We start from the raw sequence: 16,283 nt of genomic DNA, 5'->3' as shown, positions 1-16,283 counted from the left end.
GAATTCGAAAAAAATTACTGTTCATAAAAGGACAGTCCACAATTATTGTTAAATAAAATATATACATGAAAAAAATATTTTTTTTTATGGTGTTAATCGTGTGCAACAACGTAAACGCACAAGTGATTACACTTATTGATAAAAACACGGGGGATCCAATACAGGATGCTTCAATAATAAGTAATACCCCAAGTTTGATAACTATGACCAATTCTTTGGGTCAAGTAGACATTTCTGAATTTGAAAATCTTGATTACATTCAATTGTTGAAAATTGGTTACAAGCGTCAAGTCAAATCGTACCAAGATTTAATTAGTAATGATCGTATAATACAACTGGAACCATTCGCGTTTTCAGGTGATGCTGTAATTGTATCAGCTAGCAAGTGGGCTCAAAATGTAGATGATATCCCAGCAAGAATTGTAGGGATTTCACCTCGTGAAATTGCCTTGCAAAACCCACAAACAGCAGCAGATTTACTAGGCAGTTCAGGAGAAGTATTCATTCAAAAGAGTCAACTTGGTGGTGGTAGCCCAATGATTAGAGGGTTTGCTACAAACCGACTACTCTACACTATTGACGGAGTTCGAATGAACAATGCGATATTTAGAGGTGGAAACATACAAAACGTAATTTCTTTAGACGCTTTTTCGATGGAGGCAACTGAAATTCTATTCGGACCGGGATCGGTTATATACGGAAGTGATGCGATAGGTGCTGTTATGAGTTTTAGAACAAGAACACCTGAACTATCCTATACAGACAAGCCACTAATTAATGGAAGTGCGGTAAGCCGATATGCCAGTTCAAGCAATGAAAAAACAGTACATTTTGATGTGAATGTTGGTTGGAAAAAGTGGGCTATGGTAACCAGTTTTACCTCAAGTGAATTTGGCGATTTGCGAATGGGTTCTCATGGACCTGATGAATATTTGAGACCGTTTTATGTTCAACGGCAGGATAGTATGGATGTGATTGTAGAAAACGAAGATCCTTTGATCCAAAATCCAACTGGTTATAGCCAAATTAATCTTATGCAAAAGGTAAGATTTAAACCGAATAAGAATTGGAATTTCGAATATGGCTTCCATTTATCAGAAAGTTCAAGTTATTCACGATACGATCGGCACATTCGTTACAAAGATGGTCTACCAAGATATGGAGAATGGAGTTATGGTCCTCAAAAATGGATGATGAATAATTTAAATATTACTCATTCTCATGGTAATAAAATTTACGATCAAATGTCGATTAGACTTGCACAACAAAGTTTTGAAGAAAGTAGAATCAGTCGTGATTTTAATAAAAATGACCGTGAAACCCGAATCGAAAATGTAATAGCCTATAGTGGAAATATTGATTTTATAAAGTCTTTAGGAAAGAGAAATACCTTAAAGTACGGTGGAGAATTTGTTTTAAACGAAGTTGATTCACGCGGAATTAACGAAGATATTTCTACTGGTGAACAAAGTGCTGGACCATCTCGATATCCACAAGCAGATTGGATGTCTACAGGCATATACATTACGAATGAGTTCAAAGCAAATGAAAAGCTAATTTTAACTGCAGGTATAAGGTACAGTCAGTTTCAAATAAACGCTGATTTTGATACAAGCTTTTATGATTTCCCTTTTACCTCGGCTTCACTAAATAATGGAGCTTTAACAGGAAGTATAGGAACTGTCTATCATCCAACCAAAAACTGGTCTATTTCAGCAAATTTTTCAACAGCATATCGGGCGCCAAATGTTGATGATATTGGAAAAGTTTTTGATTCTGAACCTGGTGCAGTAGTAGTACCCAACCCCAATTTAGAAGCAGAATATGCTTATAATGGCGAATTAAGTATCACAAAAATTTTCGGCAACACGTTAAAATTGGATATCACAGGTTTTTATACACTTTTGGACAATGCCTTGGTACGAAGGGATTATCAGCTTAACGGCGCCGACAGTATCAATTATGATGGTGAAATGAGTAAAGTCCAAGCCATTCAAAACGCCGCTGTTGCTACAGTTTATGGCCTTCAAGCAGGGTTTGAGTTAAAATTAGGAGGAGGATTCTCAATAAACTCACGTTTTAACTATCAATTGGGTGAAGAAGAGTTAGATGATGGAAGCATAAGTCCATCTCGACATGCAGCACCTTGGTTTGGTATTAGTCGTCTAAAATATCAAAAGAATCATTTATCGATTGAATTCAACAGTCAATACAGCGGAGAAAAGGCGTTTGAAGATATGTCAATCGAAGAAATATCTAAAGATTATATGTATGCAATTGATGATAATGGGAATCCCTATTCACCGGCATGGTATACGATTAATTTAAAAGCAATGTATCGCTTCACAGATCACCTAAGTGTGAGTGGCGGAATTGAAAACATTACAGATCAACGGTACCGGCCATACAGTTCAGGGATTGTATCATCCGGAAGAAATGTAATACTTTCACTCAAAGCAATTTTTTAAGAGAAGAAAAAATCATTCGCATAAGAGACTGCTAGACATAGCGGTCTCTTTTTTTATGGAATCCTTACTCCCATAACACAAATATCATCTATCTGAGCATGATCACTTTTCCATTCTGTAAAGCTATTTTTTACTTCATCGTATTGATCATCAATTGGCAGATTATGAATTTCCTTAAATAAACTATACATTCTATTGTAGGTGAATTTTTTGTAACGACTACCTCCGAATTGGTCAGGGAACCCGTCTGATGAAAGATAAAGCATGTCTCCTGACTTGATTTCTATTTCGGTATGCGTATAGCTATTTTCAATTTTATATTCTGCAGAAATACTTGTTTTATCCCCCTTTAAAACTATTAATTCATCATCTTGAATCAGGTAAAGAGAGCTATTTGCACCTGCAAAATCAAGCATATTGGTTTTTAAATCAATTGACACCAACCCGAGATCCATACCATCATACAACTCCGTTTGTTGATCTTCATTTTGACCGAAAGCAGTCGATAGCGCCACTTGAAGGAAATTAAGTATATGTGCAGGTAAAGTTAATCCTTTTTCATTCAAAGCCTGATCCAATAAATTCCGACCGATAATACTCATCATTGCACCTGGGACGCCATGTCCAGTACAATCTACTACTGCAAAAAATATTTTATTTTGTGTACGATCGATCCAATAAAAATCACCACTTACAATATCCTTTGGCCTGAAGAAGACAAATGAATCAGGTAATAATTGTTCCATAAAATGACGTGACGGAAGTATACCTCGTTGCAGCCTTTGCGCGTAATTGATACTGGCAGTGATGTCTTCATTTTTTTCCTTTAATGCTAAGGTTCTCTCTTCAACCTTACGCTCTAGCGTGTCATAGAGTGCAGCATTGTCAATAACAGTTCCAATATAAGAAGCTAATGTTTTCAAAATGTCTAAATGATAATCTTGATATGCATTCTTCTGATAGCTTTGAATCGTAAGAACTCCAATTAATTTTTGTTCTACAATCATTGGATAATAAAGCAAAGAACTCATTTTAACTCCATGTAAAGGAATAAATTCTTTGACATAATTTTTATACTCTACTTCATTATCGTTAATAAAAATTTCTTTTCGATTATTGACACACCAAACATTATAATCATTTTCATTTGTTAAATCAATAAATTTAGGGGCTAAACGATTACCCTTTTCTGCAGTGAGATGTGCGTGGATCTTTTGTACCTTTTGATCATAAATTCTAATTCCAAATAAATCAACTCGCATTAATTGTCCCACCTTTTCATACAGTTCTTCGAAAATTTCATTTAAGTTGAGGGTGGAAGAAATAAATTGTCCAATTTCACTCAATAACCGCGTATTGCTATAATTAATCTCTAACTCTTCTTTTTGTATCCTTACTTCTTGTGTTCTTTCGGATATCTTTTCTTCCATCGTTTCGTATAACGTGGCATTTTCTAGGGCAATAGCTACAAATGTCGCTAAACTTTTTACCAAACTTTTTTGAAATTTATCGTATGCGTTTTCGTTAAAACTTTGAACAGTTAAAACTCCAATGGTACGATTCTGAATAATAAGCGGTAAATAGATTACAGAAACAGTATCCCCTCCCGCGACAGCGTTCGTATCAACCTCTCCCTCAACATATTCCCCTATCTCAACCTCAAAATTTGATATATATATTTCTTTACTTTTTTTGTAACATATCACTGAAAGTTTTGAATCATCTTTTAAGTCAAATTTTAAATCTTTTAACGGTTCTCCTTTCTCAATAATTTGTAAAAAGTTAAGGCTACTATAATCCTCATTAGGAATGGCAATACCAAATACACTGGCATCCATTATTTTATTTATATTCTCATAGAGTTGATGAATGATATCCTCAATGGATAAAGTGGATGTAATTTGCATCCCTATCTCACTCAACAAGTTAGCGTTATCATAGGTTTTCTTTAGGGCATTTTCAGCATTTTTTTGCTCCGTTATTTCTCGAGTTACTATACTCAATCCTGTAGCTTGCTCTTTATGATTAACAATAAGTTTTGCACGTTGTCCTACCCATATTTTTTCCCCATTCTTCTTAACTACCTCAAATTCCAAATGAGATGTGGACTTATTGGTACGTACTTGATATGCATAAAATTTTTCAACTCTTCTTTTGTGATCTGGCGCTACTAATTCGACAAAATACATTCCAATTAATTCATCTTTTTCATAACCTAGAGTGTGCGCAACAACATCATTAACAAAGGTAAAATATCCGTCTAGTGACAATTCGCTTATCATATCTGCCGAACCTTCTACAAGACTTTCGTATTGCTCTTCTAATCTTTTTAAGTCAGAAATATCTGTAGCGACAGAAATATACTTATAGAAACTACCATTATCGTCAAAAACAGGCGTTACATTCATTGAAAGTACTGCTTTCTGATCAGTAAGTCTATTCACCGATTCGACTTGAACTGTAAACGACTCTAAGTCACTGTATTTATCTTGCAACTCAATTTTTTCTTGGAGATTTAAGAATGGTGCGTTGTACAGCTCCATTGCGTGTCGTCCTCTCACATTTTCTGTGGTTAAACCAGTTAACTCGGTAAAACTATTATTCACCCAACTTACTTTCTGCTCTTGATCTAAAATGACAATTGAATTCGTGGTATTACTAGCCACTAGCGACAATTCTTTTATATTTTCTGCTATTTTTTGCTCTTCCGTAATGTCGTGGGCGATGATAATGTAACGTTCAATAAAATTATTTTCATCAAGTATTGGTGTAATGTGTATGTGCGTTAAAAAGGCCTGTTTATTTTTTGCATACTGATAAAGTTTCGTCTCAAAAGCAACTTTCTTTTCAAAAATCTGATTCTCAATATCTTTAATCGTTTGAGTATCTGTTTTTTCACCTTTCAACACTTCAAAAGGCGTTTTATTGATTACTTCTAATTTTAAATAACCAAACTTCTTCTCAAATGCTCTGTTTACCCATTTTATCCGATCGTCCTTACCAACAATCATTACCATCTGCTCGATATTTGCCGCAACGATTGATAGTTTTTGCAATTCTTCCTTTTGCTTTTCCAAGCGGCCGTATAATTTTTTTGTTTTTCTAAGTCTCCGATAAAGAATAAATACGAAAATAAAAGTTATCACTAGTCCAATTGCCGCAAACCGAATAATCAATTGATCATTTTCTGTTTCCAATTCTTTAGCAAGCAGTCTGTTCATGGTATTATCTGCTTCCTTCTGCGCTAGCACTTCATCGACCTCTTGCCGGTAGACAAATTCCAAACTTTTCTTTTCTATTTTGCCTAATGAGTCGGTTAATGCGTAGCCCTTGTTTAAGTAATCCAAACTCTTCAAATAATTCGTATTTGCTCGAAATGCATCTGCCAATAAAAAGTAGTTCAAAATTCGTTCACGATAATACTTCTTACTTTCAGCTATATCTAAGCTTTGTCGGCCATATGCAATTGCAGATAAAAGATCTCCCTTATAGTAGTGTATTTTACCTAACAAGTAATAACCAAAAGCAGTCCAGCGGTACTTCTTAAGTGTTTCGATATTATGTATAGCTCTTCGAACAACCCTTTCCGCTTCATCATAAGCGCCTTTAATCAGAAAATAATCGGAAATAAAAAAATGGTTAGGAAATGAAATATTTTTTAAAGCATCATTGTCCATCGAAGAATACAGTTGGTTATAATAACTCATTCCACGAAGCGTATCTCCCATTTCTATATATATTCTACCTATAAAACCAGTAACGTAACTATAATTACCTAGAGAGTCATAATCGCTCGTTAAAGATATTACATCTTCAAAATACTCTATTGAAGCAGTATAATTTTCATTTAAATAGTTCGCATAAGCAATATTTGATAATATTACGGGCTCATATTCAATTGCTCCAATTTTGTTTGCAACGCGAATGGCTCTATTGAATTTTTCAATTGCCCCAATAATGTTCATATCACAATACATAAAGAGTTCCCCTAATTTATTTGCGGCGGCAATTTCACCGAAGGGATCATCAATTCTATGAGAAAGATTTAGTGATAAACGGGCATACTTTTTTGCGAACTCACAATCCGTATCTTCATATGCTTCCGACAATTCGAACAATACACTGGCCTTTTCCTTATTTTGATCCAGTAGCGATAATTCCATTATCAAGCTATCAATTCGGTCAAACTCTTGTTGCGCCGCACCATAATAAGTATGAAAGCATGCAAAAATCAGGGCACAAATAATTCTTGACCATTTTTTACAAAGGAAATAGTTTTGTGGCATTTGAAGTTTTTTGCGGTTTTCGATCACTAAAAATAAATATAACCAATTAATCTTTTCTTAACGTGATTTTGCGAAATTTGGTTATGGTTTTTTTTAAAAAGAACACAAAAAAAAGCCATTCTGTAATCAGAATGGCTTATCAATCTTATTAAGTATTGTTTTTACTCTCCTACAACTTCAAAGTTAAAAGATTGCTTAACTTCTTTGTGTAGATTTGCTATTGCTTCGTAAGTTCCTACTTCTTTAATTGAATCTTCAGTAATTACTAATGATTTACGATCAACCTCAATTCCTTCACTTTTTAAGGCTTCAGAAATTGCGATAGTATTGATAGATCCGAAGATTTTTCCACTTTCACCGACTTTTGCCTTAATAGCAACAGTTAAACCGTTTAGTTTAGCTGCGATTGCCTCTGCTTCTTCTTTTACTTTTGATTCTTTGTGAGCTCTTTGACGCATTACTTCTTCATGAGATTTTAATGCTGACTCAGTCGCTAGTACAGCGTAACCTTGAGGAATTAAGAAATTTCTTCCATATCCATCTTTAACAGTTACTACTTCATCTTTATATCCTAGCTTATCTACGTTTTTTTTTAATATAACTTCCATTTTCAAATGAATTTAAAATTCAACAATCTATTTATTTCATCAAATCAGCAACATAAGGAAGGATTGCAAGGTGTCTTGCTCTTTTCACTGCCTTGTTTACTTTTTTCTGAAATTTTTGAGAAGTTCCAGTAACTCGTCTTGGTAAAATTTTACCTTGCTCGTTAATAAATTTGATTAAAAAGTCAGGATTTTTGTAATCTACATATTTGATCCCACTTTTTTTGAATCGACAATATTTCTCCTTTTTAATTTCTATATTAATTGGAGTTAAATATCTAATTTCTGATTGTGCCATTTTTAATAATCTTTTTTAATTAAACACTTGCTTTAATTATGCTTTAGCAGCATTTCTTGTTTTCTCTGCAAAAGCGATGTGATCTTTGTCCATTTTTACGGTTAAAAATCGCATGATGCGCTCATCACGTTTAAAAGCAACTTCTAATTTGCTAATTAAATCACCAGCAGCTTCAAATTCTACTAGATTGTAAAAGCCATTAGATTTCTTTTGAATTTGGTAAGCCATTTTTTTAAGGCCCCAAAATTCGTTGTGTTTAATCGTTCCTCCATTAGAGGTGATAAAATCTTCATACACTTTTACTGCTTCCTTTGTCTGCTCTTCAGACAAAACGGGAGTTAAAATGAAAACAGTTTCGTACCTATTCATATGTAAAAAATTAAATTATTATCGCCGCAACACTATGTTTTGGCGAATGAGAGCGCAAAGATAGTCTATTTTTTGAAGATAGCACTAGAAAGAAAGAATATTTTAATTCTCTTAGGCCCGCATTGCTAAGTCAATAAAGATGAAACCGCTTTAATTCGTCATCTTGTTGATAAAAACGTATTGGTTACAACGGGTGAAAGTAAGGATTATATTATATTTGTTCTTCAAATTTTTCTATGAGTAATTTTGTTGTTTCAGCCCGTAAATATAGGCCTCAAACATTTGATACAGTTGTTGGTCAATCATCAATTACCACAACGCTAAAAAATGCGATTAAAAATGATCATTTAGCGCAGGCGTTTTTGTTTTTTGGTTCGAGAGGAGTAGGTAAAACCACTACCGCAAGAATTCTTGCAAAAACGATTAATTGCATGAATCTTGATGACTCAATTGAACCTTGTAATTCATGTGAGTCCTGTACTTCATTCAATGAAGGACATTCTTTTAATATTTTAGAGTTGGATGGGGCATCAAACAACAGTGTTGAAGATATTCGAAACTTGATAGATCAGGTAAGAATGGCTCCTCAAGTTGGTCAATATAAAATATTCATAATTGATGAGGTTCACATGCTTTCTTTATCTGCCTTTAATGCTTTTTTAAAGACATTGGAAGAACCTCCCAAACATGCTATTTTCATCTTAGCCACAACGGAAAAGCATAAAATTTTGCCTACAATTCTTTCTCGCTGTCAGATCTTTGATTTTCATCGTATAAAAATCGATGATATCGTCAATCACTTGATGAAAATTGCAGCAGAAGAGAAAATTAAAGCCGACCCAAAAGCTTTGCACGTTATTGCGAACAAAGCTGATGGTGCATTGAGAGACGCTCTTTCAATTTTCGATCAAATCGTTTCATTCAGCAATAACGAGGTGACTTACCAATCGGTGTTGGACAATTTGAATGTTCTTGATTATGATTATTACTTCAAAATTGTTGATATTGCAAGAAACGAGAATATTGCAGAAGCATTGTTACTCTATAACACAATTCTGACAAAAGGATTTGATGGAAGTCAATTTTTAGTTGGCCTTTCAGAACATTTAAGAAATCTATTAGTATGTAAAGATCAAGCGACTGTTGAATTGCTCGAAGTTCCTGCAGAGATTAAAGAACAATACATTCAACAATCGTCGCATAGCTCTCAAGAATTTATACTCCTAGCCTTAGATTTATTGAGAGATACTGAAATCCATTACAAAGCAAGTAAGAATAAAAGGCTTTCAATAGAGATTACTTTAATGAAGCTGTGTTCAATTCCTTCAACTTTAAAATCTAAAGCTGTATCTTAAGTGCAAAAGACATAGTAATTATTCCTTTTGAGGGACAGGGTACAAAATCTGTAGTTCAAAACACGAACGCGGCAAAGCAAAAATCAGCACCTAGAAATGCTGGAGCTCGACCCGCGGTAAGACGTCAATTAAGTCAACCAAGTGGAAAGCTAAGTACGAATAATATAGGCATTAATAGTACATTAAATCCTCCAAAAAGAAGGACAAATAAAAATCAAGCCGAAGTAAACGCAGATTTGCGAGATGATTTTACGTTTGAAGATTTAGAAAGAGCTTGGAAGTCCTTTAGTTTAGCTGTGAAACGAGAAAAAAGGGACAGCTTTTATTCAACACTAGAAAACTCTAAGATGACGATGTCATCAGATTATCAGATTCACTTAGAGATAATCAACTCTGTTCAGGCAGCTGAATTGGAAAGAGAAAAAGGTGAATTGTTGGATTTTTTAAGAAAAGAGCTTAGAAACTATTCTATTGGATTGAACTTTTCCATCGTAGAAACTGAAAAGGTTCAAATCATGGATAACAAAGGAGTATTTGATAAGTTGGCAGAAGAAAATTCATCGCTCAACAAATTCCGAAAATTATTCAATCTCGATATTGAATTCTAACAAAAAACCGCTTAAGACAATGTCAAAAGCGGTTTAGAATGATTGTTAGTATTTATTTCTAGCGTTGTTGATTCGCTAAAGCAGCATCAGCATTTGGACTAATTGCTGATTTTTCAACTCTAATTTTCGTGCCATCAGATGACAACAATACTGTTGATTCTGCAACTTCCAATATTTTACCATGGATACCACCTATCGTAACAACTTTATCACCTTGCGAAAGGTTTTCTCTAAACGCCTTTGCCTCTTTCGTTCTTTTCATTTGAGGACGAATCATAAAAAAGTAGAAAACGATTCCTACAAGTCCAATCATGATTAATCCTGAATAATCCTGACCTCCTCCGGTCGCATTTTGTAATAATATAATTTGGTTTTTCATATCTTGTTTTCTTGTTTAAATTTCAGTTACCTCGCCAACCAATTTAACAGTAGTTACGGTTGGATTTGTATTTGCTTCAACACGAACAGTTTTATTCACTGCTCCTACTCGATTATTGGAATTAAAAATCACTTTAATCTCACCCGACTCTCCTGGAGCAATGGGATGTTTAGGCCAATCCTCTGGAACAGTACAACCACATGTAGTTTGTACATTAAATAATACAAGGTTTTTTTCTCCTGTATTCGTGAATTTGAAAGTATGTTTAACCATCTCCCCATCCACGACCGAACCAAATTCATAAACAGGCTGTTCGAACGTAATTTCGGTCGGTTCATCAATTAATTCAGCAAATTCAGTTTTTCGCTCTTCTGCTTGTTCTCCTTGATTAGTAGTACAATTTACCATAAAAAGTCCAAGAGCAAGTACTAGAAAAATCTTCTTCATTTTATATTTTTTTAATTCATTAAACCTCTTCCTGTTTTCTTTAATTCTCCTCTTTCCTCCAATAATGGAATAGCTTTATCTAAAATACCATTTATAAAAACTTGGCTTTTTGGAGTGCTATAATACTTTGAAATCTCAATATATTCATTGAGCGTAACTTTTTTAGGAATGGAAGGCTGGACCTTAAGCTCAGTTAGGGCCATTTTCAGGAGAATGACATCCATTTTAGCGATCCGATCTACTTCCCAATTCTTAGTTAATTCCTCAATCAGTTCAGTATTTTCATCGTCCATTTGTGCAGTCTCTCGAATTAAAGACTTAACAAAATCCAATTCATCCTTTTTATCCTTATACAAACTTAGAATTGGTTTGTATTCATCATCATCTTCATTGAATTGTTTTATCGTTTTCAGTACCATTGAACACATCAAATCGATATCATCCAACCATAGAATGTTTTTGTTTTCGAAATAATCGTGAATTAAATTAAAATTCGCAATCTCCTTTTTAAATAATTCAATCAAAAACAGACGGTTGTTCTCGAACGAGTTATCTTCTGACGACATATAATTCTTATAAATTTCAGAGTCGACAATTTGTAAGAATAATTTTCTCATGATATCGTTTTCAACAGCTCCCGTCCAATTCACTTTTTTCTCTTCTGACTTGCGTTTTAATTCGATGTTTTGAATTAATAACTTAAGAATTGGATTATCCACGAACTTTCTATTCGGATTCAAGTCTTCCTCTGTCGGTCGCACTTTCTTCATTCTATCCTCTATTCGCTGTTCTGAAAACGAATGCACTTCTTCGAAAGTCAACAAAAACCAAAGGTACAGGTCGTACATTCGTTCAATTGAATTCAACAATTCTTTCTCGGTTTTCAATATATCAGCATCTTCCGTTTGAAAAAATGCGTAAAGTACCTGTAGTACCTTAATACGTAAATGACGTCTATTTAACATGTTTATTTCTCTACATTGGTAATTTTACCTGACCGATTGACGCGATACGTTCCTCAGCCATTTGATTCGCAATTTTATAAGTTGGTTCGTTAGTAGAATTTGAACGTTCAATAATATTTAAAGTTGTATTGTAAATTTCTTCAGCTTTGTTCATAGCCCATTCACTCGACAAGCCTTTCACTTCGGCATAACAATTAATTACTCCTCCAGCATTTAACATGTAATCCGGTACATAAATCATTCCTCTACTCTTAACTAATTCGCCATGGATTTTTTCATCTTGCAATTGATTATTTGCAGCACCAGCAATGATTGAACATTTTAGTTTAGATAAGGTATCGTCATTTACTGTCGCTCCTAAAGCACATGGAGCATAAATATCCATTTCAATCTCATAAATTTCATCTAACCCTACTACTTTTGCTCCATATTTGCTTGATACAGATTTCAATGTATCCTCATGAATGTCAGTAATAAAAACTTCAGCACCTTCCTTAGCTAAATGCGAAACGAGATACTCTCCAACGTGACCTACACCCTGGACAGCTACTTTTTTTCCAGACAAAGAATCAGACCCAAACTGGACTTTAGCTGCTGCTTTCATCCCCATGTAAACACCGTAGGCAGTAACAGGAGATGGATCACCACTTTTTCCGGGTAAACCAACAACATTATTTGTTTCCATATTTACCCATGTCATATCTTGAGGCGAAATCCCAACATCCTCAGCAGTAATGTATTTACCGCCTAACGATTCTACGAATTTTCCGAAGCGACGAAATAACGCTTCACTTTTATCTGCGCGTGAATCTCCAATGATAACAGCCTTACCGCCTCCAAGGTTCAATCCTGAAATGGAATTTTTATACGTCATCCCTCTTGAGAGTCTCAACACATCATTCAAGGCTTCTAATTCATTAGTGTAACGCCACATTCTTGTTCCTCCTAATGCAGGACCTAAGGTTGTGTCGTGCACGGCGATGATTGCCTTTAAACCAGTTGCATTATCATTACAAAACAACAATTGTTCATGGTTGTATTGTGACATTCTTTCAATAACTGGATTATCAGTAAATGTCGTATTGTTAATGTCTTTAATTTCTAACATAAGGTGAGGTAATTTTTTTCTACTATCCGATTAATCAATTGTTTTTCACACAGTTTCCCTTAACATCTTCCTAAAATCGACACAAAAGGTTAATAAATTAAATCTTTGAACATAGTTTTATTCCGAATCTTTAATCGTAACTTTGCATTCGATTTTTGCGCTACAAAAGTACTAATTTTTACATGTCTTCATTATTCTATTTAAATAAATATTTGCTCAAATATAAATGGCGCTTAATACTAGGCACTGTTTTTATTATCATTTCAAATATCTTTTCCGTTCAACAACCTGAAATTGTTGGTGATGCAATTAATGAAATAACAAGTTATTTACCTTCTCAAAAAATTACAGATAATGACTCAAATATTATCGATGATGTAATATCCACAGATAGTTATGACGGAATTGACACAAAAACGGTTATATATGTTGGTTTAAGTTTGGCAGGATTATACATGTTGTTATCCATTTTAAAAGGGATTTTCCTTTTTCTAACGCGCCAGACCATAATTATAATGTCCCGCTTTATTGAGTATGATCTTAAAAATGAAATCTACCACCAATACCAAAGACTAACTTTTAATTTTTACAAGAAAAATGCTACTGGTGACTTAATGAACCGAATTAGTGAAGATGTTTCTAAAGTCAGGATGTATCTTGGTCCAGGCATAATGTATACAATTAACTTAGTAGTTCTCTTTTGTTTGGTTCTTTACAAAATGGTGTCTAAAAATCCAGAACTTACACTTTATGTTTTACTGCCTTTACCCATAATGTCTATCTTAATTTATTATGTCAGTAAAATTTTAAACAAAAAAAGTGAACGCGTACAATATCAACAATCCTACCTTTCTACAATCGTTCAAGAATCGTTTTCAGGTATAAGAGTCATTAAATCCCATGTAAAGGAGCAACAAGTTGAGGAAAAATTTAATGAAGCCGCTAATGGCTATAAAGATTTTTCAATGCGACTGGCAATTACGAATGCTTTTTTTATGCCAACAATTACTTTGTTGATTGGTGTTAGTACGATTTTAACCATTTATATTGGTGGATTACAAGCAAACAATGGAGAGATTAATCCAGGAGAAATAGCAGAATTTGTTATCTATGTCAACATGTTAACCTGGCCATTCGCTTCTGTTGGTTGGGTGACTTCCATTGTGCAGCATGCCGCAGCTTCCCAAAAGAGGATTAATGAATTTTTAGCTGAGGAAGCTGAAATGGATTTTAATGAAAATGAAGCCAAAGAAATTCATTTCAACGATACCATTCAATTAGAAAATGTCAGTCTTACCTTTGAAAACTCGGGTGTGCAAGCCTTAAAAAATATTAACCTCACAATAAAAAAGGGGGAAACTATTGGAATTATTGGTAAAACAGGTTCTGGAAAGTCAGCACTTGCGTATTTAATCATGCGACTGGTAGATCCTACTTCAGGGAAAATTATTGTCGATGGAAAACCGCTTGATAAACTTAACTTAACTGCTTGGCGTCACTTATTAGGATATGTTCCTCAAGAGCATTTTTTGTTTTCAGATACAATTCGCAACAATATAGTTTTTGGTGCCAAAACAGATGAAATTGATGACGCTACTTTATATAAGTATGCTGAAAATGCAGGTATTCATGAAACCATTCAGCGATTCCCAAAAAAATATGATACTATTTTAGGAGAGCGAGGCATCAATTTGTCAGGTGGACAAAAGCAACGACTATCCATTGCACGGGCTTTAATAAAAAAACCAGAAATTTTGGTCTTTGATGATTGTTTATCCGCGGTAGATAACGAAACGGAAGAATTCATTTTACAAGCTATTCGTAAAGACTTAACTGCTAAAACAGGTTTAATCATTAGCCATCGAATTTCGAGTATTAAATATACCGACAAAATAATTGTATTAGATAATGGTGAATTAGTTGAAGAGGGAAATCATGATGAACTGATGAAGAAAGAAGGTATATATTTCGAGACCTACAGAAGACAAGAAGTTCAAAAAAGCGAATCAGAATCCTAATGCAATGAAAAAACAATGGGAGAATAAAGAGGAGTCTTTTTTTGGTATTGGAATTTATCAACCAAAAACGAGTCACAACATTGGTACTTTATGGAGAACTGCATACATTCTTGGAGCTTCATTCATATTTATAATTGATGGAAAGTACAAGCATCAACATTCTGATACCGCTAAATCTTGGTCAAAAATTCCTTTCTTTCGATATTCGGACATGGAACACTTTTATAAGTCACTCCCCTATTCGACACAACTTGTAGGAATTGAATTAAATGAAAAATCACAATCTATTTGTACATTTGCACATCCGCTAAGAGCAGCTTATTTATTAGGAGCAGAAGACAACGGTTTACCAGAAAAGGTTTTAAATCGATGTCATCACTTGGTAAAATTACCGGGTAAATCCTCTTTAAACGTTGCCGCATGCGGAAGTATCGTTATTTACGATCGAATTCAAAAATGGGAACAACTATGAACACTACCTCAAAAGAAGATTTAAAAGCTGCAGAAGAGAAATTAAATCGCAAGATAAAAAAAACAGTCTGGAATGCGATTAACGATTTTGACATGATCGAGGATGGAGATAAATTGATGGTTTGTTTATCTGGAGGTAAAGACAGCTATACGATGTTAGACATATTGATGCAGATTCAAAAAGCGTCGGTATTTAACTTTGAGATAATAGCGGTTAATCTTGATCAAAAACAACCGGGTTTTCCTGAGGAGATTTTACCTAAATACTTAAAAGAAGTTGGAGCTAACTTTGAAATTATTGAGCGAGACACCTATAGCATAGTCAAAGAAAAAGTACCAGAAGGCAAAACAACATGTAGCTTATGTTCTCGATTAAGAAGAGGAACGTTGTACGAAGCTGCCGAACGCCTTGGTTGTAATAAAATTTGTTTAGGACATCATAGGGATGATATTCTCGAAACTTTTTTCTTGAACTTATTCTTTGCAGGAAAAATTGAAACGATGCCTGCAAAATACATCACCAATGATGAACGATTTGTTGTTTTACGTCCTTTAGCTTTTGTGAAGGAGGAACAAATTGTTGAATTTGCGAACTATCGAAATTATCCAATCATACCCTGTAACTTATGTGGAGCTCAAGAAAATCTGCAAAGGCAAGTTGTTAAAAAAATGCTTACAACCTGGGATGAAAAATACCCAAATCGCTCTGAAATAATGTTTACCGCTCTTAAGAACATCACGCCGAGCCATATGTTTGATGAAGATTTATATGATTTCAAGAACTTAATGTCCAAAGTAAGTGGCACTGTAAAAGAAGGAAAAGAATTCGAAATGCTTTAATTAAAAGGATTTAATACTCTCGACTTTCTGTAACTCAGTTTCTTAATCTTACTATACCTACACATT

General features: G+C 34.2%; 14 protein-coding genes. 6 read left to right on the top strand and 8 right to left on the bottom strand.

Going from position 1 to position 16,283, the window contains the following annotated elements:
- The first annotated feature begins 65 nt into the window (after positions 1–65).
- Complete coding sequence (locus A8143_RS00155) at positions 66–2,468, top strand: TonB-dependent receptor plug domain-containing protein (RefSeq protein ID WP_070136805.1); 2,403 nt, start codon at positions 66–68, stop codon at positions 2,466–2,468.
- Positions 2,469–2,521: 53 nt separating this feature from the next.
- Here the strand turns inward: A8143_RS00155 and A8143_RS00150 are convergent, their stop codons facing one another.
- From A8143_RS00150 to rpsF, 4 genes are all read right to left on the bottom strand, one after another.
- Positions 2,522–6,754 carry a PAS domain S-box protein gene (locus A8143_RS00150; RefSeq protein ID WP_070136804.1) on the bottom strand — a complete coding sequence of 1,411 codons (4,233 nt, stop codon included), beginning with the start codon at positions 6,752–6,754 and terminating at the stop codon, positions 2,522–2,524.
- A gap of 161 nt (positions 6,755–6,915) precedes the next feature.
- Positions 6,916–7,362, bottom strand: coding sequence for a 50S ribosomal protein L9 (gene rplI / locus A8143_RS00145; protein ID WP_070136803.1), 447 nt, complete (start codon positions 7,360–7,362; stop codon positions 6,916–6,918).
- A gap of 31 nt (positions 7,363–7,393) precedes the next feature.
- Positions 7,394–7,657: a 30S ribosomal protein S18 gene (rpsR, locus tag A8143_RS00140; RefSeq protein ID WP_070136802.1), complete on the bottom strand. Its 264-nt coding sequence runs from the start codon at positions 7,655–7,657 to the stop codon at positions 7,394–7,396.
- Between the two features lie 36 nt (positions 7,658–7,693).
- Positions 7,694–8,026 (bottom strand): 30S ribosomal protein S6, encoded by a 333-nt coding sequence (gene rpsF / locus A8143_RS00135; RefSeq protein WP_070136801.1) that lies wholly within the window; start codon positions 8,024–8,026, stop codon positions 7,694–7,696.
- 236 nt (positions 8,027–8,262) lie between these two features.
- On the opposite strand from rpsF, the gene dnaX reads away from it, so the two are divergent.
- Together dnaX and A8143_RS00125 are read left to right on the top strand one after the other, a co-directional pair.
- Positions 8,263–9,381, top strand: a complete 1,119-nt coding sequence (gene dnaX, locus A8143_RS00130) for a DNA polymerase III subunit gamma/tau (RefSeq protein ID WP_070136800.1) — start codon at positions 8,263–8,265, stop codon at positions 9,379–9,381.
- 236 nt (positions 9,382–9,617) lie between these two features.
- Positions 9,618–9,989, top strand: coding sequence for a hypothetical protein (locus A8143_RS00125; RefSeq protein ID WP_139134218.1), 372 nt, complete (start codon positions 9,618–9,620; stop codon positions 9,987–9,989).
- 58 nt (positions 9,990–10,047) lie between these two features.
- Here the strand turns inward: A8143_RS00125 and yajC are convergent, their stop codons facing one another.
- Genes yajC through A8143_RS00105 form a run of 4 tightly spaced genes read right to left on the bottom strand, consistent with a single transcriptional unit; the run spans position 10,048 to position 12,888 of the window.
- A complete protein-coding gene (gene yajC, locus A8143_RS00120; protein ID WP_070136796.1) occupies positions 10,048–10,368 on the bottom strand; it encodes a preprotein translocase subunit YajC in 321 nt (106 codons plus the stop codon).
- A gap of 15 nt (positions 10,369–10,383) precedes the next feature.
- Entirely contained in the window at positions 10,384–10,815 is a 432-nt protein-coding gene (locus A8143_RS00115) for a DUF1573 domain-containing protein (RefSeq protein ID WP_070136794.1), read from the bottom strand.
- Between the two features lie 11 nt (positions 10,816–10,826).
- Entirely contained in the window at positions 10,827–11,780 is a 954-nt protein-coding gene (locus tag A8143_RS00110; RefSeq protein ID WP_070136792.1) for a transcription antitermination protein NusB, read from the bottom strand.
- A 10-nt stretch (positions 11,781–11,790) separates the two neighbouring features.
- Complete coding sequence (locus A8143_RS00105) at positions 11,791–12,888, bottom strand: Glu/Leu/Phe/Val dehydrogenase dimerization domain-containing protein (protein WP_070136790.1); 1,098 nt, start codon at positions 12,886–12,888, stop codon at positions 11,791–11,793.
- A 182-nt stretch (positions 12,889–13,070) separates the two neighbouring features.
- Here A8143_RS00105 and A8143_RS00100 point away from each other — a divergent pair, with 182 nt between their 5' ends.
- From A8143_RS00100 to ttcA, 3 genes are read left to right on the top strand one after another with little or no spacing between them, the layout of a single operon-like run.
- Positions 13,071–14,906, top strand: a complete 1,836-nt coding sequence (locus tag A8143_RS00100; protein WP_070136789.1) for an ABC transporter ATP-binding protein — start codon at positions 13,071–13,073, stop codon at positions 14,904–14,906.
- A 4-nt stretch (positions 14,907–14,910) separates the two neighbouring features.
- Complete coding sequence (locus A8143_RS00095) at positions 14,911–15,378, top strand: RNA methyltransferase (RefSeq protein WP_070136787.1); 468 nt, start codon at positions 14,911–14,913, stop codon at positions 15,376–15,378.
- Positions 15,375–16,217, top strand: a complete 843-nt coding sequence (gene ttcA, locus A8143_RS00090; protein ID WP_070137371.1) for a tRNA 2-thiocytidine(32) synthetase TtcA — start codon at positions 15,375–15,377, stop codon at positions 16,215–16,217. Before A8143_RS00095 ends, ttcA begins: the two co-directional genes overlap by 4 nt.
- Positions 16,218–16,283 lie beyond the last annotated feature (66 nt).

The organism is Crocinitomix algicola, assembly GCF_001661595.2.
Lineage (GTDB): Bacteria > Bacteroidota > Bacteroidia > Flavobacteriales_D > Crocinitomicaceae > Crocinitomix > Crocinitomix algicola.
This window is presented reverse-complemented; position numbering and strand designations above follow the sequence as displayed.